This window comes from Streptomyces sp. NPDC050121 (assembly GCF_044460385.1).
In the GTDB taxonomy this organism is placed as follows: domain Bacteria; phylum Actinomycetota; class Actinomycetes; order Streptomycetales; family Streptomycetaceae; genus Streptomyces; species Streptomyces soliscabiei.
On the sequence record NZ_JBITJV010000057.1, the window covers coordinates 26735 to 47506 of the forward strand.

The 20772-nt window shown below is 69.1% G+C and carries 17 protein-coding genes and 7 pseudogenes; 14 read left to right on the forward strand and 10 right to left on the reverse strand.

What is annotated here, in order from left to right:
* Positions 1–66: 66 nt before the first annotated feature.
* Together ACIBTS_RS44925 and ACIBTS_RS44930 are read right to left on the reverse strand one after the other, a co-directional pair.
* Positions 67–603: pseudogene (locus tag ACIBTS_RS44925) on the reverse strand (transposase); the annotation flags it as partial.
* A 75-nt stretch (positions 604–678) separates the two neighbouring features.
* Positions 679–1707 carry an aldo/keto reductase gene (locus tag ACIBTS_RS44930; RefSeq protein ID WP_399327118.1) on the reverse strand — a complete coding sequence of 343 codons (1029 nt, stop codon included), beginning with the start codon at positions 1705–1707 and terminating at the stop codon, positions 679–681.
* A gap of 115 nt (positions 1708–1822) precedes the next feature.
* Between ACIBTS_RS44930 and ACIBTS_RS44935 the strand changes: the two genes are divergently transcribed.
* Positions 1823–2761, forward strand: coding sequence for an AraC family transcriptional regulator (locus ACIBTS_RS44935; protein ID WP_399327120.1), 939 nt, complete (start codon positions 1823–1825; stop codon positions 2759–2761).
* Positions 2762–2767: 6 nt separating this feature from the next.
* Here ACIBTS_RS44935 and ACIBTS_RS44940 read toward each other — a convergent pair whose 3' ends face one another.
* Positions 2768–3217 carry a beta-L-arabinofuranosidase domain-containing protein gene (locus tag ACIBTS_RS44940; protein ID WP_399327122.1) on the reverse strand — a complete coding sequence of 150 codons (450 nt, stop codon included), beginning with the start codon at positions 3215–3217 and terminating at the stop codon, positions 2768–2770.
* A gap of 328 nt (positions 3218–3545) precedes the next feature.
* Here ACIBTS_RS44940 and ACIBTS_RS44945 point away from each other — a divergent pair.
* Positions 3546–4502: pseudogene (locus ACIBTS_RS44945) on the forward strand (LacI family DNA-binding transcriptional regulator); the annotation flags it as partial.
* Here ACIBTS_RS44945 and ACIBTS_RS44950 read toward each other — a convergent pair.
* Both ACIBTS_RS44950 and ACIBTS_RS44955 read right to left on the reverse strand, forming a co-directional pair.
* Positions 4388–5665 carry a hypothetical protein gene (locus ACIBTS_RS44950; RefSeq protein WP_399327125.1) on the reverse strand — a complete coding sequence of 426 codons (1278 nt, stop codon included), beginning with the start codon at positions 5663–5665 and terminating at the stop codon, positions 4388–4390. The pseudogene ACIBTS_RS44945 and the gene ACIBTS_RS44950 sit on opposite strands and share 115 nt — an antisense overlap.
* 56 nt (positions 5666–5721) lie before the next feature.
* Complete coding sequence (locus ACIBTS_RS44955; protein ID WP_399327127.1) at positions 5722–7158, reverse strand: carboxylesterase family protein; 1437 nt, start codon at positions 7156–7158, stop codon at positions 5722–5724.
* A 525-nt stretch (positions 7159–7683) separates the two neighbouring features.
* On the opposite strand from ACIBTS_RS44955, the pseudogene ACIBTS_RS44960 reads away from it, so the two are divergent.
* From ACIBTS_RS44960 to ACIBTS_RS44970, 3 genes and pseudogenes are all read left to right on the forward strand, one after another.
* A pseudogene (locus ACIBTS_RS44960) lies at positions 7684–8168 on the forward strand (transposase family protein); the annotation flags it as partial.
* Positions 8169–8237: 69 nt separating this feature from the next.
* Positions 8238–8483 (forward strand): DUF2283 domain-containing protein, encoded by a 246-nt coding sequence (locus ACIBTS_RS44965; protein WP_399327129.1) that lies wholly within the window; start codon positions 8238–8240, stop codon positions 8481–8483.
* A gap of 296 nt (positions 8484–8779) precedes the next feature.
* Positions 8780–9821: pseudogene (locus ACIBTS_RS44970) on the forward strand (IS110 family transposase).
* Between the two features lie 76 nt (positions 9822–9897).
* On the opposite strand, the gene ACIBTS_RS44975 reads toward ACIBTS_RS44970, so the two are convergent.
* The gene (locus tag ACIBTS_RS44975; protein ID WP_399327131.1) at positions 9898–10287 is read right to left on the reverse strand and encodes a hypothetical protein; all 390 of its coding nucleotides are present in this window, start codon (positions 10285–10287) and stop codon (positions 9898–9900) included.
* Between the two features lie 166 nt (positions 10288–10453).
* On the opposite strand from ACIBTS_RS44975, the gene ACIBTS_RS44980 reads away from it, so the two are divergent.
* Positions 10454–10861 (forward strand): hypothetical protein, encoded by a 408-nt coding sequence (locus ACIBTS_RS44980; RefSeq protein ID WP_399327133.1) that lies wholly within the window; start codon positions 10454–10456, stop codon positions 10859–10861.
* A 150-nt stretch (positions 10862–11011) separates the two neighbouring features.
* A pseudogene (locus ACIBTS_RS44985) lies at positions 11012–11305 on the forward strand (Tn3 family transposase); the annotation flags it as partial.
* A gap of 115 nt (positions 11306–11420) precedes the next feature.
* On the opposite strand, the gene ACIBTS_RS44990 reads toward ACIBTS_RS44985, so the two are convergent.
* From ACIBTS_RS44990 to ACIBTS_RS45000, 3 genes and pseudogenes are all read right to left on the reverse strand, one after another.
* A complete protein-coding gene (locus tag ACIBTS_RS44990) occupies positions 11421–11903 on the reverse strand; it encodes an iron chaperone (RefSeq protein ID WP_399327135.1) in 483 nt (160 codons plus the stop codon).
* 58 nt (positions 11904–11961) lie between these two features.
* On the reverse strand, positions 11962–12627 hold the full coding sequence (locus tag ACIBTS_RS44995; protein WP_399327137.1) for a glyoxalase: 666 nt from the start codon (positions 12625–12627) through the stop codon (positions 11962–11964).
* Positions 12627–12827, reverse strand: a pseudogene (locus ACIBTS_RS45000) (AraC family transcriptional regulator); the annotation flags it as partial. The pseudogene ACIBTS_RS45000 and the gene ACIBTS_RS44995, both read right to left, overlap by 1 nt.
* A gap of 157 nt (positions 12828–12984) precedes the next feature.
* Between ACIBTS_RS45000 and ACIBTS_RS45005 the strand changes: the two are divergent.
* The 7 genes and pseudogenes from ACIBTS_RS45005 (at position 12985) to ACIBTS_RS45035 (ending at position 19789) form a co-directional block, all read left to right on the forward strand.
* On the forward strand, positions 12985–14001 hold the full coding sequence (locus ACIBTS_RS45005; protein WP_399327138.1) for a hypothetical protein: 1017 nt from the start codon (positions 12985–12987) through the stop codon (positions 13999–14001).
* A 528-nt stretch (positions 14002–14529) separates the two neighbouring features.
* Positions 14530–14826 (forward strand): annotated as a pseudogene (locus ACIBTS_RS45010) (urease subunit gamma); the annotation flags it as partial.
* The gene (locus ACIBTS_RS45015) at positions 14812–15384 is read left to right on the forward strand and encodes an urease subunit beta (protein ID WP_399327154.1); all 573 of its coding nucleotides are present in this window, start codon (positions 14812–14814) and stop codon (positions 15382–15384) included. The pseudogene ACIBTS_RS45010 and the gene ACIBTS_RS45015, both read left to right, overlap by 15 nt.
* Positions 15381–17429 (forward strand): urease subunit alpha, encoded by a 2049-nt coding sequence (locus tag ACIBTS_RS45020; RefSeq protein WP_399327140.1) that lies wholly within the window; start codon positions 15381–15383, stop codon positions 17427–17429. Before ACIBTS_RS45015 ends, ACIBTS_RS45020 begins: the two co-directional genes overlap by 4 nt.
* A gap of 116 nt (positions 17430–17545) precedes the next feature.
* Positions 17546–18220 carry an urease accessory protein UreF gene (locus tag ACIBTS_RS45025; protein ID WP_399327142.1) on the forward strand — a complete coding sequence of 225 codons (675 nt, stop codon included), beginning with the start codon at positions 17546–17548 and terminating at the stop codon, positions 18218–18220.
* A gap of 31 nt (positions 18221–18251) precedes the next feature.
* Positions 18252–18944, forward strand: coding sequence for an urease accessory protein UreG (gene ureG / locus ACIBTS_RS45030; protein ID WP_399327144.1), 693 nt, complete (start codon positions 18252–18254; stop codon positions 18942–18944).
* A complete protein-coding gene (locus ACIBTS_RS45035; RefSeq protein WP_399327145.1) occupies positions 18941–19789 on the forward strand; it encodes an urease accessory protein UreD in 849 nt (282 codons plus the stop codon). The genes ureG and ACIBTS_RS45035 overlap by 4 nt, the downstream gene beginning before the upstream one ends.
* Before the next feature lie 594 nt (positions 19790–20383).
* Here ACIBTS_RS45035 and ACIBTS_RS45040 read toward each other — a convergent pair.
* The coding region (locus ACIBTS_RS45040) for an integrase core domain-containing protein (protein ID WP_399327147.1) at positions 20384–20772 on the reverse strand (389 nt) is incomplete at its 5' end.

Consider the following 20772-nt stretch of genomic DNA (forward strand, 5'->3'; position numbering starts at 1 on the left):
GCAGCTAGTGCCGTGACCGGTATGGGTCGCCGGGTAGGAGCGGAGGAACGCGGTGTTCATTGAGAGGTCCGGGAAGCGGTCCAGGACGTGCTCGATGCGGTCGAGCTTGGCGTCGCGCTCGGGGTCCGGGGACTCCTTCCACGTCTTGGTGCGCTGGAAGGTGATGCCGCGGCGGGCGAGCAGGCACCGTAACGCCTCACGGCCGATCCGGATCACGCGGCCATGCACTTTGCGCAGGTAGGCGGCGAGTTTGCGGATCGACCAGTGGGTGAACGGTTGGCCGAGCTTGGTTGGGCGGGTGGCGGCCGTCTGGACGACGAAGTCCTCGTCGTCAGGACTGAGAAGGCGGGGACGGCCTCCCGCCCACCGAGGGTCCAGACAGGCCAGGCCGATCTCGTTGAACCGATGTATCACGTCTCGGACGGTGTCCTCGTCGGCCTGCACCACTTGGGCGATCACCGGGACCCGGTTCCCGCCGGCCGAGGCCGGCAGCGTCATCGCCCGCCGGAACCGCACCGAACTGGTGCTGCCCCGGCGCACGATCTGCTGCAGCTTCTGCCCCTCCTGGTCGGTCAACCTGTGCACACGGACAGGCTCAGCCACCACGCCCCCAACGGCGGACCCCACGCACGCCACCACACATCCAACCGCCAGGCAGGGCTCCGGCCGGAGCCGGCGTCATGCCGCCGTGCGCTCGCCGGCCGGTCGGCGGCGCAGTTCGGGGCGCTCGATGGCCGGCGGCTGGTAGGCGTGGTCGAGGGTGCCGGTGTCGGTGCCGGGCGGTGCGATCGCGTCGATCCGGTCCAGCACATCGTCGGTGAGAGTGACGTCGGCGCCCGCGAGCAGGTCGTCCAGGTGTTCCATGGTCCGCGGTCCGAGGAGGGCGGACGTCACGCCCGGGTGGGCGAGCACGAAGCCCATCGCGAGATGCGTGAGCGGCAGGCCGGCCTCCTCGGCCAGCGGGATGAGCTGCTCGACCACGTCGAGCCGACGGTCGTCCGTGTGCTGCCGGAAGCCGAACTTCGACCGGTGCGTCGCGGCCTCCTGGCCCTTGCGGTACCGCCCCGTCAGCAGGCCGCCTCCGAGCGGCGACCAGACCAGGGTGCCCATGCCGAACTCCTGCGCCACCGGGAGCACCTCGCGCTCGATGCCCCGGTTCAGGATCGAGTAGACCGGCTGCTCGGTGCGCGGCCGGGCCAGCCCGCGCCGCTCGGCGACCCAGTGCGCCCGGACGATGTCGGAGGCCGGCATGGCCGACGTGCCGAAGGTGCGGATCTTGCCGGCCCGCTGCAGATCGGTGAGGACCGCGAGGGTCTCCTCGATGTCCGTGTCGGGGTCCGGGCGGTGGATCTGGTAGATGTCCACGTGGTCGGTGTCGAGGCGGCGCAGCGAGTCCTCCAGCGCGCGCACCAGCCAGCGCCGGGACGAGCCCTGGTGGTTCGGCTCGTCGCTCATCGGGAACCAGGCCTTGGTCGCGAGCACGACGTCGTCCCGCCGCCCCTTCAGCGCCCGGCCGACGATCTCCTCCGACTCGCCGTGCGCGTACATGTCGGCGGTGTCGACGAGATTGATGCCGGCGTCGAGCGCTCGGTGGATGATGCGGACGCAGTCGTCGTGGTCGGGGTTGCCGAGGGCGCCGAACATCATCGCGCCGAGGGCGTAGGGGCTGACCTTGATCCCGGTCCGGCCGAGGCTGCGGTAGCGCATGGTGTCTCCTTCAGGTCTTACAGGTCTCACTGCTGTGTCGCTGACACCAGCCTGTCTGTCGTTCGCCGGACTATGAATACTTGTGAATCCGAATTTCTTGCGCGAGAGTACGGATATGGATCCCGACCGACTCTCCGAGGCACTCGATCTGGTCGAGGTGCGCAGCGTGCTGACCGGCGGCGTCGCGGCCCGCGGCGGTTGGTGGGCCCGCGGCCCGCTGGCCGATCCGGTCAAGTTCTTCGCGATGGTGAGCGGGCGCGCCCGGCTCACCACCGACGGCGTCGCCGAACCGGTCGACCTCGTGGCGGGAGACGTGGCCATCCTCACCGGGCGCTCGTGGGTGGCCTTCGAGGCCGGCACAGCGCCGCGCCACGAGGTCCAGCCGGAGTCGGACTTCTCCACCGCCCGCTTCGCGGGCTCGGACCCGGCTGTCGACGACGTCGTGATCGGCGGGGCCGTCAGCGTGAACGAGGCCGGGCGGACGCTCCTGCTGGAGTCGCTTCCGCCGGTGGCCCACATCCGGTCCTCCGTCGCCGGAGACGGGGACCGGCTGCTCGCCGCCGTGCTGCGGCTCTTCGACGAGGCCACCGACGACCGGCTCGGCTCGGCCTTCGCGATCCGGCAGTACAGCCAACTGCTCCTGCTGGAGGTGCTGCGCTGCTACGTCGACCAGACCCTCCTGCCCTCCGGCTGGCTGCGCCTGCTCGTCGACGAGCGCCTGCGCCCCGCCGTCGACCTGCTCCACGGCCGCCCCGAACACGCATGGGGGCTGGAGGAGTTGGCGCGCGCCGCCGCGATGTCCCGGACCACATTCGTGGAGCGGTTTCGCGAGGCCGCCGGTGTACCGCCGCTCACTTACCTGGGCCGGTGGCGCATGCTGCTGGCCCAGCGCGCGCTGCGGAACGGCGACGCCCGCGTCGCGGCGCTCGCCGCCGAGCTGGGCTACGGCTCGGAGAGCGCGTTCAGCACGGCGTTCAAGCGCGTTATCGGGGAGTCGCCGCAGCGCTACCGGGCGCGCGTGCGCCAAGAGGCCGTTCCGATCCCGGGCCGGTGACGGAGATCAGCCCTGAGCGGAGCCAGCGCGCCTCGGGTCGTGCCCCCAGCGCAGGTCCTTGTACCGCTCACCGCCCTTGAGCAGCTGGAACCACGTGTTCAGGTAACCGTCGGGCTGCTGCGCGTCCGCGACGAGGGAGACGATCCGCTCCACGTCGGCCGCGAGCGGGCCGCCGTCCTCGGACGTCTCCTGGGCGAGCTGCCAGGCCGCGGCCTCCAGCCACTTGTAGACGTCCGAGTCCACGAACGGGTACGCGCCCCGGAACGCGCCCTCGGCGGTGCCCGCCACCACCCGCAGGTTGTGCAGGTTCCCCGCCGACTCCAGCAGGCCGGGGCCCTGCGGGATGGACGTGCGCGAGTTCACCTCCCGCCGGGTGCCCCAGAAACCGGCGGTCACCTCGACGAAGGCGGGGGCCAGTGCGGCCTTGGCGCCTGGACCGGGGCGAATCGGGCCCATGGGAGCGTGCCCCGCTTCGGACGAGGCCGAGGGCGTGGAGGAGGACACGGCGGAACGTGGGCGGGACATGGCTCTCCGAAGAGGTAGATGGGGGAACGGGTAGAGTCCGGCGCACGTCGGATGTCGCGCGTCCTGGGAAACGGACTGGCGGTGCTCCGCTTGTCGAACCCGTTTGAGCAAACGATTTCCTGCCGAGAAACGCAGGTAGCCCGGGAGTAGCCGTCAAGAGGGCAGGACAAGTTTTTCCGGCTTGCTGTCGGGGCTGGTCAGTAGCCGGGAGCGATGCCAGGATATGCACCACTGACGACGTCTAGGAAAAGGATTGCGCGTGGCCGCCGTTCCAGGGTCTCCCCAAGCCGGGCGGGCGAAGCTCGCCGATGTCGCCAAGCTGGCCGGCGTCAGTGTCGGGACGGCCTCGAAAGCGTTGAGCGGCAGCGGCAGGATGCGGCCCGAGACGCGGCATCGCGTCCTGGCCGCCGTCAAGGAGCTGGACTTCCGGCCCAACCAGAATGCGCAGAGCCTGCATACGGGCCGCAGTTGGACTGTCGGGCTGATGACGACCGACGGCATCGGCCGCTTCAGCACCCCTGTGCTGCTTGGCGCCGAGGACGCGCTCGGCGCCGGGAAGATCTCCGTGCTGCTGTGCGACACCCGTGGCGACGCCATCCGCGAGCAGCACCATCTGGGCAACCTCATGGACCGACGGGTGGACGGCATCATCGTGACCGGCCGGCGCACCGATCCACGCCCTCCTTTGACGGGCATTGAGCAGATACCGACGGTCTACGCGCTCTCGCCGTCCACCGACCCGGACGACATGTCGGTAGTGTCCGACGACCGCAGCGGAGCGCAACTGGCAGTCGAGCACCTGCTCGCGACGGGCCGCACCCGGATCGCACATGTGACCGGCCCGGCACATCACGCGGCCGCACGCGACCGCGCCCAGCACACCGTCGAGCTGATCGAACGCTCTTCGCTGGAGCTCGCCACCGGCCGGGTCCACTTCGGCGAGTGGAGCGAGGCATGGGGACGCCGCGCCGCCGAGGCGATCCTGCGTACCGCACCGGACACGGACGCCTTCTTCTGCGGTAACGATCAGATCGCCAGGGGCGTCGCCGACAGCCTGCGCGAGAACGGCGTGGATGTCCCCGGCAAGGTGGCGGTCGTGGGCTACGACAACTGGGATGTCATGGCCTTGGCGTGCCGCCCGCCCCTGACCACGATCGACACGGACCTCGCCGAGATCGGCCGACAGGCCGCGCTGCGGCTACTGGACGCCATCGGCGGCAACCCGGAGCCAGGCATGCGCACCGTCCCCTGCCGCCTCGTCGTCCGCGAATCGAGCTGAGCCGCCGCGAGGTCCGGCCGCACACACCGGGTTGCGACCTTTCGCAACGAGCGCCGCCCCTGCCGAGGGACGAGCCGGAAGCCGTAAGCCGGCGTCCCCGGCGTCCGTCGACCGATCGACGAGCCCCTCCGCGAGACACCCCACGTCGCGGCGTAGTCGGTGAGCGTCTCCAGATCGACGGGGCAGACCTCCAGCGTGTGGGCGCCCAGGGCGCAGGGGGTGCCGGGGCCGAGGTGGTAGGTGTAGTCCTCCATGAAGGACGTGCCGCCGGCCTGGCCGAGGCCCATGACCTTCATCGCGCGCAGCAGGGCGGAGGTCTTCCAGTCGCCTTCGCCGCCGAAGCCGCCCTCGGTGAGGAAGGTCCGCAGGCCGAGTTCGAGACGGGCCGCGTACAGCAGGGAGTCGTGGCGGATGCCGCCGGGGCGCAGGGCCGGGACGACGTCGTACGATTCCACGTACTCTGCGGCGAGTTCGGCGGTGGCCTTGTCCTCGACCTGGTCCACGACGGCCACCAGGTCGTTGACGGCGTAGGTGTTGACGGAGAAGCCGAACCGCAGCTGGGCCTCCACTTTGTCGCCCTCGGTGACGGCGACGTCGCGCATGTTGTCGCCGAAGCGTGCGAGGCGCAGGGTGCGGGAGGCGTGGCGGCCGGCGGCGGCGCGGGCCCAGGCCGCGATGCGCCTGACGACGCGGAGGTCGGTGGCGTGTCCGGCGACGATCTTGCGGTCGACGCCGACGCGGGACTCGATATGGCCGAACTCCCGGTCGCCGTGGGCCGCCTGGTTGAGGTTCATGAAGTCCATGTCGATGCTCGACCAGGGCAGCGACAGGTTGTACTGGGTGTGCAGGTGCAGCAAGGGCCGGTCCAGGGTGCTGAGACCGGCGATCCACATCTTCGCGGGCTCGCGTCCCACGACAGTTCCTTGAGGACCGGGTCGAAGTAGCTGACCTCCTCGGCGTAGTTGTCGAGGTAGCCGCGGTTTGCGGACGGGCACGGGGACGCCCTTGATCTCCAGTGCGTCGAGTCCGCCGGGGCGGGTGACGACGACGGCCCGCATCGTCGCCGGTGCGGCGTCACCGGCTGCTGTCGGTTGGCTCATGTCCAGTACCTCACTCCGTGTTGTCCCCTGAGTTGTTCCGTATCGCCCGCCGGCCGTCAGGGGCGGTCGATGCCCTCCCACAGGTCGAGGGCCTGTTGGTAGTGGGCGGTGCCCTCGAAGGGAGAGTTGCCTACGGTTTCCGCGGTGGGTTTGTCCGTGACGGTGGGCCACAGACGGGTCTGCTCGCCGGTGGCGAAGTCGAGGACGATGTCGCGGACACGGGTGTCACGGTCGGCCTGCTCGGCGCTGCGGCCCGGCCTGTCCTGGCCGACCAGGGCGTACATCTCGGTGCCGTGCACGGCGGGTGCGCCTTCGGCGGGGCCGATCAGGAGGAGATGGGCGGTGCCGCCCGCGGCGGCGTGCGCCAGGGCGCCGCGAGCGGCGGGGAGCGCGAAGAGGTAGTCGGCCATGAGCGCGGCGCGGACCTCGGCCGGGGTACGGCCGCCCTCGTCGTAGGCGTCGACGATCTTCTGCGCGCGGGAGCGGGAGATGCACCACCCCGCCACCTCGTCGACGATGCGGTCGAGGGTGTGCGGGTCGAAGCGGTCGAGGTCGTTCGCCACCCACCAGCCCATGTCGTCGCTGGCCATGCTCAGCAGCACGTCGACGTCGCGGTGCGCGCCCGAGGCGAGGACGTCCATGGGATGGGCGTGCACCACCGCGCCGGGCTGCCCGATGTCCAGGACGACGCCGGTGGCCTTGTTGTCCACCCCGCCACGGACTCCGAGGTCCGTAGGTGCGACCTTGCGCAAGGCGTCCCTCAGGGAGGTCGCGTCGAGGTCGAGCAGCTTCTCCGGGTTGTCCGCGACGCCGAGTTCGGTGACGAACCTCTGCGCGAGCTCCTCGGCCCACCAGGCCGGGACGCTACGAGCGGGCCCGCCGGAGAACCCGGCCAGGCACCGGTACAGGCCGTCGGCGGAGGAGGCGCCGAGCAGCCCGAAGGTGGAGTAGGCACCGGCGCTGTGGCCGTAGACCGTAACCTGGTCGGGGTCGCCGCCGAAGTGGGCGATGTTCTGCCCGACCCAGGTCAGCGCGGCGATGACGTCCTGCAGGAAGAGGTTGCTGGCTTCGGTGAGCCGCCCGCCGTACTGCGACAGCGAGAGCGCGCCCAGGGCGCCGAGCCGGTAGTTGACCGACACACTCACCACACGCCCGGACGCGGCGAGACCAGAGGCATTCGAGGTGATCTGCGTGTTCGCGCCGTACTCGAATCCGCCGCCGTGGATGTACACGGCCACCGGGAGCGCCTTGTCGGCCGGCTCCTCGGGGGCCCACACGTTCAGGTTCAGGCAGTCCTCGCCCATCCCGCTGTCCGCCTCGAGCCAGTCGCCGCTGTCGGGCTGGACGCAGACGACGCCCTTACGGTCGTAGGGGAGGCTTGGATCGAGGTCCGCGACCACTGGCCGGCGGTACCGCTCGGCGGTGGCGTACGTGATCCCCCACCAGGACCGCACCCCTGGTGCAGTCGGAGCCTTGGGAGCGGAGGCGGTCATGACATGTCCTTCCAGCGCGATTCGGATGCTTCGCGCGGTGAGTCGGCGGCTGGTCGCTCGCGGTGACCTCTCCCATCGTTTCCCGGGATCCGACAAAACGCCCGGCGCGCAGCGGTCACCTGATGGTCAGCAGGTGACACTTTCCTTGCTTGTCTTCCTCTCGTGGCCCAGGCAGTCGAGGGGGCTCGAGTGGACTGGGGACTGCCATCGGCGGGCCCGGGGGAGCGGTTGGAGGCGGCGGAGACGGCGATGAGGTCGCGGGCGTCGTCGAGGTCGTTGGCGTAGTACTCGCGTTCCTTCGCCGTCCAGGCGGAGGTGCCGGAGTCCGAGGCTTCGGCGAGCGGGACCAGGTGGTCGACGTCGAGTTTGCGGGCGGCGTCGAAGTACTGGTCGTCGTAGGTGCGCTTGCTCTCCGATCAAGGCCTGGTGGAGAGGGCCGATCGCGAGACGTGTGCCGAGTCCTCAGCATGGGAGGTTTCCGAACAGTCCGCGAACGGTCCCTCCGGCAAGCCTAGTTGCGGGACGGCGGGGACCAAGGCGTTCGTCATCCTGGACGGCACTCTGTTGTCCATCGATCGCGTCGCCACCGACCGCCCGTAATACTCAGGCAAGCACAAACGCCGCGGTATGAACGTCCAGGTCATCACGGATCCGTTCGGAGGCTGCTCTGGGCCTCGCCGGCCCTGCCAGGCGCCGTCCACGGCATCAAGGCCGCCCGCCTCCACGGCATCATCGACGCACTGACCCAAGCCCGCGTCCGGACCTGGGCCGACAAGGGTTACCAGGGAGCCCGGGGCACGATCCGCGTGCCCTACCGAGGCCGCTGGAGTACGCTTCCGGCAGGGAAGAGGGCCGTGAACACCTCCCACGCCAGGATCCGAGCCGTCGGCGAGCAGGCCAACGCCGCCCTCAAGAGCTGGCGGCTCCTGCACAAACTCCGTTGCAGCACTTCCCGCATCACCGACATCGTAAAGGCCGTCCTGGCCTTGCAGCTCGCCGTGTCGGCATGAGGTTGGCCAAGCCCGCAGCATGGACAAGGGCAGTACCGACAGCAACTACGCCAAGGGAGCCGGCGCACTGTGGCAGACGTCAGGGTCACCTACGACAAGACCGCGAACGCGGCATACGTGTACTTCACCGAACCGCAGGCATGCGTGAAGTCCACGCACATGTACCCCTGCGACCCGGTGGACGTCGACGGCATGATCAACCTCGACTTCGACGAACACGGCCGCCTCATCGGTATCGAGGTGCTGGCAGCCAGTTCGAAATTGCCCGAGTACCTGCTCCAGTCCGCAGAGCGCCTGGACAGGGAAGGCGCATAAAGCATGCGGAGCGTGGCCTGGCCGTTGCGGCCACTCCACCGCGCGCTACCGCAGGTTGGAATAGGCTCCCTACGTTGTTCTGCGGGACGTGGTGAGCTCCTCGTATGAATCACCCACCCAGGGGCGCCGGGTGTGGTTCAAAAGGCTCTGCCGCTTGTGGCTTCCAGTGATTGTCCGCTCGGCTCCCCACGACGACGCGGCTGTCGATTAGGAATTGCGGATGATCGCTGAGTAGGGAATCGACTGCGAGGTCGTCCGTCGGGAGGCACCGGCGCCACACCGCACGGAGGCGCCACATGGCCATCATCTGGGCCGGCATCGACGCAGGAAGGACCCACCACCACTGCGTCGCGATCGACGAGAGCGACCGTCGGCTGCTGTCCCGACGCGTCGCCAACGATGAACCCGAACTCCTCGAACTACTCACCGAAGTCCTGGCCCTGGGCGACGAGGTGAACTGGGGCATCGACCTGTCCGATGGCGGCGCCGCCCTGGCCATTACGATCCTCCTCAACCGCGACCAGCCGCTGCACCACATCTCCGGCCGGGCCATCCACCGCACCTCCGAGAGCTACCGCGGCGAAGGCAAGACCGACGCCAAGGACACCGCCGTCATCGCCGACCAGACCCGCATCCGCCGCCACCTACAACGCTTACGCACCGGCGACGAGACCGTCACCGACCTCAAGATCCTCACCGGCCGTCGCCCGGGCCTGGTCGCCGATGGCACCCGCACCGTCAACCGGCTCCGCGCCCAACTCACCGACATCTTCCCCGGCCTGGAGCGGGCGAGGCCGCGGACGCCAGCACACCAGCCTGCCCGGCGAACAACTGACCGCCCAGCTGGTGCGCACCCTGGCGGCGGAGGTGATAGCCCTCAACCAGCAGGTCGCCGAGCTCGACAAGGCGATCGAGGCCCGGTTTCGCGAACATCGGGACTTCGAAGTACTTACCAGCCAGCCCGGCCTGGTCATGATCCTCGGTGCCGAGTTCCTTGCCGCGACCGGCGGCGACATGCGTTTCTTCGGCACTCCGGACCGCCTCGCAGGCTCCGGCGGCGTTGCTCCCGTTCCCCGCGACTCCGGAAAGATCAGCGGTATCCACCGCCGCCCACGTCGCTACAACCGCAGACTCCAACGAGTCTTCTACATCTCTGCGTTGTTCAGTATCCGTCACTGCAACGACTCCCGCCGGCTCTATGACCGCAAACGCTCCGCGGGCAAGCGTCACATCCAGGCCGTCCTCGCCCTGGCATGTCGCCAGGTCAACGTCCTCGGGGCGCTCCTACGCGACGGACGGACCTACGAGGCCGTGCCTCCCGCCGCTCACGCGGCTTGACGAACAGCATGAGGAATCACTGAGGTTTTCTCAGCGAAATGATCTTCACGAAGTGGCCTGTCGCGGGCGGACGGCGTCACATACCTGGCGGGATGGCGAACGGGTCATACCCCTCGGGCATGAAGCAGCCGTAGTCCTGCAGTGGTTGCGGATCGTTCAGCACGATGCGCTTGCACTCGCCCGCAGGGGAGAGTCCGTCTGGGCGGTCCAGAACTCGTTGGCCAGGGAGTCCGGCGGACGTCGGCGCGTCGGCTGCGAGCCGACCGAAGCGGTCCAGCAGAGCCCATACAGCGTCGTAGACATCGCGGATGTCCTCGGCTGCCCTCTCCTCGCTGATCTCAGGGGAGGCTTCGCGGTACGCCGCGCGGGCCGAAGCGACAAAGCGCTCCGGATCGACGATCACCACGTCCTGGCGCATCCGAACGCTGATCGTCATACCCGTCATCGGGGCTGCCGTCTCATCCATCGCCCCACGGTACTGCGTCGGAAACGCGACAGAGACGGATTCTCCCCTGAGTACGGCCGGCAGGGCACGCCCCAGCTCTGAGATCCGCTGGCCACTCGGTTCAAGGACAGACGTCGAACCATCTCGATCGGTATGAAGCCCCTGGTAGGACAGGTCAACCAAGATCATGTCCGCAGCAACCACAGGCTTCACGCTGGTCACCTACGTTGCCACGCTCGACGTTCCGCGCCACGTGGTGGAGTTCCTCGCTCGCCTACGGGCCACCCACGGGTGCCGGATCGGAACTCCAAGACGCTCCCGGGCGCTCGGACCGTTTCGGCAGGCCGTGCTGGTGCTGCGCTGGTTCCGCGAGCGCGGTTGCGTGCACTGCTTGGCCCGCGACGCCGGCGTCTCCCAGGGCGCCGGCTACCGCTACCTGCACGAAGGCATCGACGTCCTCGCCGACCAGGCACCTGATCTGCAGGAAGTCCTGACCCGGTGTCAGCGCGAGGGCATGACACACGCGATCCTTGACGGCACGCTGGTCGAATCGGACCGCCTTGCCGGCGTCCGCGAGAACGAAAACGACCTGTAGTTCAGCCAGAAGCACAAGGCGTTCGGCGGCAACGTCCAGTTCCTGTCGGCCCCGGCCGGCACGCCACTGGGCGGAGGAATACGCGACGTCTGAACATGCGAGCTCACCAGTCTCGACCCCAACACCGTCATCCACTAAGGGAAGGACGGTGCCCTCACGGGCCCGGACAAGGAGCACGCCGAGACCTCGAAGCTCGCCCTCCACCTGCTCCAGAGCGGACTCGTCTACATCAACACCCTGTTGCCGCAACAAGTCCTCGCCGAACCTGCCTGGGCGAAGAAGCTCAGCGCGGAGGACCGGCGCGGGCTGACCGTCGTGTTCGGGTCGAACATCAACGCGTACGGCACCTTCCATCTCGGCATGGACAAGCGGCTCGACCTGGGGCTTTCGGTCGGTATGCCCCGGCCACGCTCTCCCGAGTCCGCCTCAGCACTGCCGAGCTGAACGCGTAGGTGGAGGGTCAGAACTGACGTCGGTCGCGGCGACGCACCGCGGCTAGGCGCATGAACGTCTTCCACGGCTCGGTCACTTTCGCCGCCGGTTCCGCCCCCGGTCGGCCTCAGCTCACCGCCTTCTTCACGAGGGCGCTGATGAGCTGTTCGTCGGCCGCGGTCAGTTCCTTCAGGGCGTAGGCGGTCGGCCACATCGCGCCCTCGTCGAGTGCCGCCTGGTCGCTGAAGCCGAGCGTGGCGTACCGCGACTTGAACTTCTCCGCGCTCTGGAAGTGGCAGACGACCTTGCCGTCCCTGGCGTACGCGGGCATCCCGTACCAGAGCTTGGGCGCGAGGTCGGGAGCGGCGGTCCTGACGATCTCGTGGATCCGCTCGGCGAGGACCCGGTCCGCTTCAGGCATCTCGGCGATCTTCGCGAGCACGTCCTGCTCCGCTGCAGCCTCCTTCTCCGCCCGGGACGAACCACGCCGCGCCGCCGTCTTCTGCTCGCGTGCGTGCTCCTTCATCGCGGCCCGCTCCTCGGCGGTGAATCCGTCGTACTTCTCGGCGGTCGTGCCGGAGTTCCCGGCGGGCGACTTCGTGGAGGGCATAGCAGGTTTCCTCTCGTACAAGGTGAGACACGGCGGTGCGGAAGTACAGGATCGGAAGTCAGGACGGTGTGGGAGCGGGCGGCGCGGCGGCCTCCCAGGCGAAGCCGTCCGGGTCGGTGAAGGCGTCGGCGGTGCTGCCGAGGACGATGCGGTGCGAGCCGGTGCCGTCGGTGGGGACGCCGAGGTCCTTGGCCAGCGCGTGGCGCTTGTACAGCGCCAGCTTGACGGGGCTGGACTGACCGGGGGTGAACTCGGCGTACTTGCCGCCGAAGCTCTTGGCCACGGTCAGGCCCCGGCCTACGTAGAACTGCTTGGTGGCCTTCACGTCCTCGACACCGAGCAGCAGGACGACCTCGTCGATCTCGCGGGTGGCGGGGCCGGTGTCCTTCTTCGCCGAGGTCGCGATCTTCCAGATCGTCCCGTCCGGGGCCTGGACGACGCCGCCGTAACCCCACAGCGACTTCGTGGCGGGCTTCAGCACCGCGGCACCGGCGTCCACGGCGGCGGCGACGAAGCCGTCGACGGTGGCCGGCCCGGACACCGTGAGCGCCAGGGTGAAGCCGCGAAATCCAGTCGAGTGCGCCTCGGACGCCCGCAGGCGTATGTACGTGTCCACGCCGAAGGCACCGTAGAAGCGGCGGGCGGCCTCGGGGTCGGCCACCTCAACGGTGACGGACGCGAGGATCGTGTGGGCTGCGGTGGAAGTGGTGGTTGCCATGTCCATCACGCTAGGGGCTGGGCGGTGGCCGGGGCTTCTCGATTCCTGACCGGTCTCGCCACTTGCTTGGCCACGCACGCGGGCATCCCCTTCACCGTGATCGCCGAGCCCGCGTCACGGGCCTTATCCGCGGCATCGGCAGGGTCGGACGCAGCATCTGCCGCCTGGTGCCGGAAGGCCCCGGGAGGCATGCCGACCAGCTCGGTGAGCCCTCGACGCGGGCGAAGACGCGCAACTGGCCGCAACCGTCACCAAACTCCGTGACCTACCAAGGGTTACGCCGCCCTGCCCCATCTTCGACCCGACTGGAGACGACGTGACTACCCCCACACCGCCACCCGGCTGCATGCCGCGGACACGAGCGTGACCGTCCTGAGCAACACCCCCTCCGTCACCGACTGGGCCCGCCGATACTTCGGGTCCTGGTGGAACGCCTTCCAGGTCCCCGCGGGCAGCGTCTGCGCCGGACCGCTCGTCACCGCCGACCTCGACGACCAGGCGTACGCCGACCTCAACGCGCTGGTCACCGCCTGCCCTCACGACGAAGTCACCTACGCCAAAGCCCGGCTGCTGCTCGCCCGGGACAGCACGGGCACCATCACGGGTGTCTCGCCCGAAGAGGGCCTGGCCTACCGCTCCGAGCAGCTCGGCGAGCACGTCACCATCGCCGGACGTACGTCCGAGCAGCTGGCACTGGCCACGGCCCGGATCGCCCGGGAGATGATCCGGGCGGCTCTGCTGCGGGAGGAGTGGACGCTCCTGCACGCCTCTGCCGTCGTCCGCGACGACCAGGCGCTGCTCGCCTTCGGCTCCAAGGGAGCGGGCAAGACCACCACCACGCTGCTGCTGGCCAGCCGCGGCGCCCAGCTGCTCGCCAACGACCGCGTGTTCGTCAAGGTAATCGGCGATGAGCTGCGCGTGCTGCCATGGCCGTCGGCGGTGGCCGTCGGGCTGGGCCTGCTCGACGCACTCGGCCTGTACGGCGTCGTGCGCGAGCGGCTCCAGGCGGGCGAGCAGCTCCACCCCACGCAGCACCAGGACGTCACCGACGCGCTCCTGGCCGACCGACGAGAGCCGCTGTGGGAGCCGAGCGGCAAGCGGGAGATGAAGGTGCAGGTGTTCCACGACCAGTTCTCCACCTGGTTCGGCATGGAGCTGGCAACCGGCGGACGCGCGGCAACGCTGTTGTTCCCCCGCATCGACCCTTCCGCCGCGCCGGCCGTGGTCGACGGATCCCGGCCCCTGGGCGAGGACGACTTCATGAGCGGCGCGACGGAGGCCCGCTACCCCGACCACTTCGGGCTTCCCGGACTTGGCCGACACTTTGCGCGAGGTCCATGTTCCGCCGGCCTGGCCGGACGCGGGCGCGTTCTTGGGTGAGGCCGTCGACTGGTTTGTCCTGCACCCGGCTACCTCGCAGAGTGAGCGGGTCTGGTGCGAGTCCGGCGTCGAGCGCCTCGCGGACACCGAACAGCTCAATCGCCACGCTCGAACAGCAGGTGATCGACCTGGGACTCGACGCCCCGACGCCCGCGGCCGGGGGCTTGCCCATGCCTGCGCGTGAGTGGGCCGGCACGCTGCCGCGCGTGCTGGGCCCTCGCGCTTCGCCCATGTGTTTGCAGGCCGCCTCGTTTGGCCGGGAACTTCTCCACTGGCAGCTCATGAGCTCCCTCAACCCACCTACGGACAGCGGCATTTCGGCTTCGGTATGCCCCTGCCCGCCCAGGTGGCGTCTGCCCATCGCGCGCCTCGGATTCATCAGGTGGTGTGGTTTATCCGTGGTTTGACCATCTCGCTCATTTTGTCCGCTGATGATCGAGGAGCGGCCGGTTGCCGATCGGGGAAACGTGCGCGTGATCTCCGGCGTGCCTGCCGTATGCACTGTCCGACCAAGAGGAATGGTTCATCGTGCATTTGACTCCGCATGAGCAGGAGCGCTTGCTGATCCATGTCGCGGCCGACGTTGCACAACGGCGCCGCGAGCGTGGGCTGCGCCTCAACTATCCAGAAGTGATGGCCCTGCTGACGGTGCACGTCTTCGAGGCGGCGCGGGACGGCAAGACGGTCAGCGACATCATGGACTCGGGGCGGCAGTTGTTCACCCGCGAGGATGTGATGGACGGCGTTCCGGAGATGATCAAGAACGTCCAGGTGGAGGCCACCTTCCCGGACGGCACCAAGCTGGTCACCATCCACGACCCCCTTCCGGAGGCCGCAGAGGAGCCCGAGGTCTACCCGGGCAAGGTCGAGCACCCCCGGCCGCCCCGCAAGCCCGACTCCCCGGTCGACTGCGACGACAGCGACACCTCGCCCGTCTGCTGCGACGAGCAGGACGAAGCGGCCTCCCGGTACGACGCGATCTACTTCAACGTGCACCTCGACGGGGACACGCAGGGCGTCAGCCTGCAGAGGGATGCCACCACCTTGCCGGGGCCGGGCAAGACGAAGATCAAGGTGAAAAACGAGTCGGACCGTCCCGTTCAGGTCGGCTCCCACTATCACTTCGCCGAGGTCAACCCGGGGCTCAAGGTCGTCAGCGTCGAGGTTCCTGCCGGTCAGACGGTCCCGGATGACCGCAGTCTGTGGAACTGCGAGGCGGCGAAGGGCCGACGGCTCAACATCGCCGCGGGCACGTCCGTGCGCTTCGAGCCGGGCGACGAGTGCTGCGTGGAGCTGGTGCAGATCCAGGGTGATGTCACGGCCGGCGGCAGCACCAGTGACCTGACCAAGATCCAGGGACTGCGCGAGGGGATCGTTCGATGAGCAACCCGCAGGGACAAGGTCAGGGGCAGAGGCCGAAGCCGGTGGAGGGCCGGCCGAAGCCGAGCAATGAGCTGACGAGGGCGGATTACACCGCGTTGTACGGGCCGACCACGCGGGACCGGGTCCGGCTCGCCGACACCGACCTCACGTTGGAGATCGAGGCCGACTGGAGCGGCGGCCCTTCGTGCAGCGGCAACGAAGTGATCTTCGGCGGCGGCAAGGTGATCCGCGAGTCGATGGGCATGTCGCACCTCGCCCGGGACGGAAAGCGCAGCGACGGCACCGCCACGGACTACCGGCCCGTGGACACCGTCATCACGGGCGCGCTGATCCTGGACTGGTGGGGCGTGGTCAAGGCCGACATCGGCATTCGCGACGGCGAGATCACGGCCATCGGCAAGGCGTACAACCCCGAGACGATGGACCCGATCCCGAGCAACAGGTTCGAGATGCCGATCCGTACGTCTCAGGGCAATACGGTGCCGGTTCCGGTGACGCCGGTGAGTTTCGTCATCGGGCCGAGCACGGAGGTCATTTCCGGCAATGGGCGGATCCTCACCGCGGGTGGGGTGGACACTCATGTCCACTTCATCTGCCCTGGGGAGATCCACGAGGCTCTGGCCTCGGGTGTGACCACCCTGATCGGCGGCGGCACGGGACCGGCCGAGGGCAGTACGGCCACGACCGTGACCCCGGGCGCGTGGCACATCAGGCGGGTCTTCGAGGCGCTGGATGAGTTCCCGGTCAACATCGGTCTGCTCGGCAAGGGCAGCACGATGAACGAGTACGAGCTCAACGCGCAGGTGGACGCCGGTGTCTGCGGCTTCAAGATTCACGAGGACTGGGGCGCCACGCCCGCCGTGATCGACCGGGCGCTGGACGTCTGTGAAGAGCGCGGTGTCCAGCTTGCTCTGCACGCCGACTCGCTGAACGAGTCGGGGTTCCTGGAGAGCACGCGTGCGGCCTTCACGGGCGACGGCAGGGACGCAAACGGGAAGTTCACGAAGAAGAAGGCACGCTCCGTCCACATCTTCCATGTCGAGGGTGCCGGCGGTGGTCACGCGCCGGACATGATCGAGCTGGTCAAGGAACCGAACGTCTTGCCGGCCTCGACCAACCCGACGCGTCCCCTGACGGTCAACACCGTCAAGGAGCACGTCGACATGATGATTGTGTGCCATCACCTCAACCCGGAGATTCCGGCGGACATGGCTTTCGCCGACTCCCGGATCCGGCCGTCCACCATGGCCGCGGAGGACCTTCTCCACGACATGGGCGCCATCTCCATGATGTCCTCCGACGCCCAGGCGATGGGCCGCATCGGCGAGATGATCATGCGTACCTGGCAGACCGCGCACGTCATGAAGAGCCGCTACGGGGCGCTGAAGGAGGACCTCGAAGCCGCGAAGGTCCGCATGATCACCGACGACACGAACCACTCGTTCAACGACCAGCAGCGGAAGCCGAACGACAACTTCCGGGCGCGCCGGTACGTCGCCAAGTACACGATCAACCCGGCGATCACGCACGGCGTCGACGGCCACGTCGGCTCCGTGCAGATGGGGAAGCTCGCCGACCTGGTGCTGTGGGAGCCGAAGTTCTTCGGCGCCAAGCCGCACATGGTTCTCAAGGGCGGCCAGCTCGCGTACGCGCAGGTCGGCGACGCCAACGCGTCGATCACCACGCCGCAGCCCTACCTGCCGCGCCCGGTCTGGGGCTCCACCGGCCGCTCCCCGGGACGCAACTCGGTGAACTTCGTGGCTCCGGGCGTGGCCGGCAAACTGAACGGGGACGGCACCAGCAGCAATCCGGGTCTCGGTCTCGGCAAGGACTTCGTGGACATCGTCAGCACCCGGGGCGTCACGAAGGCCGACATGAAACTGAACGACACCGTGCCCGACAGCCTCGAAGTCGACCACAACAGCTTCGAGGTCACCATCGGCGGTGCGACCACGTCCGACGCCCGCACCGAACTCAACGGTGCGACCGTGCCGCGTTCCTACGTCACCGAAGTACCTCTGGCACAGCGGTACTTCCTCTTCTAAAACCGCCACCTGCCCGGCCGACCGTGCAACAGCCCGGCGGCCGAGCCCGGGCGGGCACGCCATGCCCGCCCGGGCCGGGCACCACTTCCGACCCTGTGAAAGGCAGCCGCTCACCCATGAGCCGTGCAGCCCTGCTTCTGCTGGCCGACGGCCGCTTCCCCGCCGGAGGGCACGCCCACTCCGGCGGCGTCGAAGCCGCAATCGCCCACCAAGCCGTACACGACACCGACACCCTTCAGGCATTCTGCCGCGGCCGTCTTCACACCACCGGCCTGACCACGGCCGGCCTGGCCGCCGCGGCTGCCACCGGAGTCGACCCGCTGCTGCTGGACGAGGCCGCCGACGCACGCACCCCCGTCCCCGCTCTGCGCGCCGTCGCCCGCCGGCTCGGCCGGCAGATGATGCGCGCAGCCCGTGCCACCTTCCCGTCCCAGGACCTGGAACGGCTGGCCGCCGAACGCCCCCAGGGCGCCCACCAGCCGATCGTGCTGGGCCTCGCCGCCCGGGCCGCCGGGCTCACCCCGCTGGACGCCGCCTACGCCGCCGCATACGAGAACGCCAGCTGCCCGGCCACCGCGGCAGTGCGCCTGCTCAGCCTCGACCCGCTCAACGCCTCCGGGCTGCTGGCCCGCCTCAGCTGTGACATCGACGCCGTCGCCACAGCCGCCGCCCAGGCCGCGGGCCGCGCCACGACCGAGGGCATCGACGCCCTGCCGTCGGCGTCCTCGCCGCTGCTGGACATCACCGGCGAACAGCACGCCGCCTGGATCGTCCGGCTCTTCGCCTCCTGAACTTCCCTTCCTTTCCCACCAGGAGTTCTACGTGCACCTCGACCACTCCGCGACCACACAGCGCCACACCCACAGCGCCGAGCCCCTCCACCCCGACGGTCGCCGCCGAGCGTTGCGTGTCGGCCTGGGTGGGCCCGTAGGCTCCGGCAAGACCGCCAGCGTCGCCGCGCTCTGCCGCACCCTGCGCGACTGCTGGGCGATCGCCGTCGTCACCAACGACATCTACACGCGCGAGGACGCCGAGTACCTGCTGCGCGAGGCCGTGCTGCCGCCCGAGCGGATCACCGCGGTGGAGACCGGCGCGTGCCCGCACACCGCGATCCGTGACGACATCTCCGCCAACCTCGAAGCGGTCGAACACCTGGAAGAGACCCTTAACCCCCTCGACCTCGTGCTCATCGAGTCCGGCGGCGACAACCTCACCGCCACCTTCTCCAAGGGCCTCGTCGACGTGCAGATCTTCGTCATCGACGTCTCCAGCGGGGACGACATCCCCCGCAAGGGCGGCCCCGGCATCACCACCGCCGACCTCCTCGTCGTCAACAAGACCGACCTCGCCCCGCACGTCGGCGCCGACCTCGCCACCATGGCCGCCGACGCCGAACGGCAACGCGGCGACCTTCCCGTCATCTTCACCAGCCTCATCTCGGACGACGGCATCCGCGAGATCGCCGACTGGGTCACCGGCCACCTCGCCGAGTGGCGCGCCAAGGCGGCCGTATGAGCCCCGCCGCACAACTCGTCGATGACCGAGCAGCATTGACCGGAGCCCTCTCCGGCGCCGAGGAGCCCGCCGGGCACCCACACGGGGTGCGGGCCTCAGCCCGCATCCACGCCACGTACAACGGACGCGTCACCACGCTTCCGCAGCTCCGCAGTGACGGCCCGTTCCACCTCCGACGCATGCGCACCCACGGGAACTCCGCCAAGGTGGGGATCATCGGCGCGATGAGCGCCCCTCTCGGCGGCGACCGGCTCACCATCGGCGTCACCGCCGGCGACCGGGCCGTACTGGAGGTCACGACGGCCGCCGCCACACTCGCCCTGCGCGGCCCCACCACCGCCCCGGCCACCTACGACGTACATCTCACCGTCGGGGAACACGCCAGTGTGCGCTGGCTGCCCCAGCCGCTGATCAGCGCCGCCGGCAGCAACCTCCGGCAGACTTGCACCGTCGAACTCGCCTCCACCGCCCGGCTGTTGCTGCGGGAGGAGCAGCTCCTGGGCAGGGCCAACGAGGATGCAGGCCATCTCGTCAGCCGACTCCTGGTCCACCGTGCCGGAAGACCGCTGCTCGACCAGCAGACGGCGTACGGGGACCCGGAGCCCGGCTGGGACGGCCCGGCCGTCCTGCACGGACACCGCGCCGTAGGCCAACTCCTGCTCGTGGACCCCGAGATGAGCATCCGCCGCGGCCCCGTCCTGCTCCGCGAGGGCTCCCGGGAGGGGTGCGCCGTCCTCGCACCGCTGGCCGGCGGCCCGGCGCTGCTCGCCGCCGCCGTCGCACCGACCTCCTCGGCCCTGCGGGACCTGCTCGACGAGGCCCTCGCACACGCCCTCCGGGAGTAACGCGGATCGCCTGTCGCCCCTCGGCTAGGGCGTGTCATGAAAGTGGATCTTGGTCGTGAATGATCACGCCTTGTGGGGCGTGGAGATCTGACGAACGACCAGTGGGCCCGGCTCAAGCCGTCGTTGCCGCAGGGCATCAAGCCGGGTCGCCCGCTGGTGTGGACGTGGCGGCAACTGGCGCAATCGCGCCTACCTGCACAGACGTGGCATCAAGGCGACCATTCCGGTCCCGGCGGACCGCGTCCGCAACCGCCAGAAGCTCGGCTCCCGAGGCGGCCGGGCGCCGAAGTTCGACAGGACCGACTACCGCGAGCGCCACGCCGTCGAATGCGGGAGTGCCATGGAACGGACGCCGAGGCGAAGGCCAAGACTGACAAGGTCGACGCCCGCATCCTGGCCCATCTCCGATGAGTAGTTCGCAGCCCCAGCTCCCCGCACGGTCCCCGGTCTCTGGAAGGAGCTCGGCGGCTCGCATGGTGAGAGAGAGGTAGTCGTACGGACGGCTCATGTCACGATCATGACGTCATCGTGGAGATGTGCGACGTACTCCGGCAGATGCACCGGGCTTTGCCCTATTGCGTGGACACTCGCGTGTTATGCGACCAGCTCCAGGCTATCGATGGTGGTGGCGTGCTGCCGTTCATAGTCGACTGGGCTTCGGTAACCCAGTGCCGAGTGGCGCCGCCTGCGGTTGTACCAGGCCATCCAGGCGAAGACCGCCATGCGGGCCTCGGACCTGGTCAGCCATCGTGCACCGTAAAGCAGTTCGCGCTTCAACGTGGCGAAGAAGGACTCCGCCAGGGCATTGTCGTAGCTGGAGCCGACTCGGCCCATGGAGCGGCGTATGCCGTGCGTGCGGCAGACCTCCGCGAACGCCGCAGATGTGTACTGGGCCCCGCGGTCCGAGTGGAACACGACACCGCGCATGACACCGCCGCGGGCCTCGACGGCAGACGTCACCGCGTCGACGACCAGACCGGCTC

Coding starts and splice junctions, on each gene's coding strand:
- ACIBTS_RS44930 (WP_399327118.1), bottom strand. CDS start 1,707: ATGCGCTACCGCAGCCTCGGCCGGACCGGGATCAAGGTCAGCCCCTAC.
- ACIBTS_RS44935 (WP_399327120.1), top strand. CDS start 1,823: ATGGATCCCGACCGACTCTCCGAGGCACTCGATCTGGTCGAGGTGCGC.
- ACIBTS_RS44940 (WP_399327122.1), bottom strand. CDS start 3,217: ATGGGCCCGATTCGCCCCGGTCCAGGCGCCAAGGCCGCACTGGCCCCC.
- ACIBTS_RS44950 (WP_399327125.1), bottom strand. CDS start 5,665: ATGAGCCAACCGACAGCAGCCGGTGACGCCGCACCGGCGACGATGCGG.
- ACIBTS_RS44955 (WP_399327127.1), bottom strand. CDS start 7,158: ATGACCGCCTCCGCTCCCAAGGCTCCGACTGCACCAGGGGTGCGGTCC.
- ACIBTS_RS44975 (WP_399327131.1), bottom strand. CDS start 10,287: ATGGATGAGACGGCAGCCCCGATGACGGGTATGACGATCAGCGTTCGG.
- ACIBTS_RS44980 (WP_399327133.1), top strand. CDS start 10,454: ATGTCCGCAGCAACCACAGGCTTCACGCTGGTCACCTACGTTGCCACG.
- ACIBTS_RS44990 (WP_399327135.1), bottom strand. CDS start 11,903: ATGCCCTCCACGAAGTCGCCCGCCGGGAACTCCGGCACGACCGCCGAG.
- ACIBTS_RS44995 (WP_399327137.1), bottom strand. CDS start 12,627: ATGGACATGGCAACCACCACTTCCACCGCAGCCCACACGATCCTCGCG.
- ACIBTS_RS45020 (WP_399327140.1), top strand. CDS start 15,381: ATGAGCAACCCGCAGGGACAAGGTCAGGGGCAGAGGCCGAAGCCGGTG.
- ACIBTS_RS45025 (WP_399327142.1), top strand. CDS start 17,546: ATGAGCCGTGCAGCCCTGCTTCTGCTGGCCGACGGCCGCTTCCCCGCC.
- ACIBTS_RS45035 (WP_399327145.1), top strand. CDS start 18,941: ATGAGCCCCGCCGCACAACTCGTCGATGACCGAGCAGCATTGACCGGA.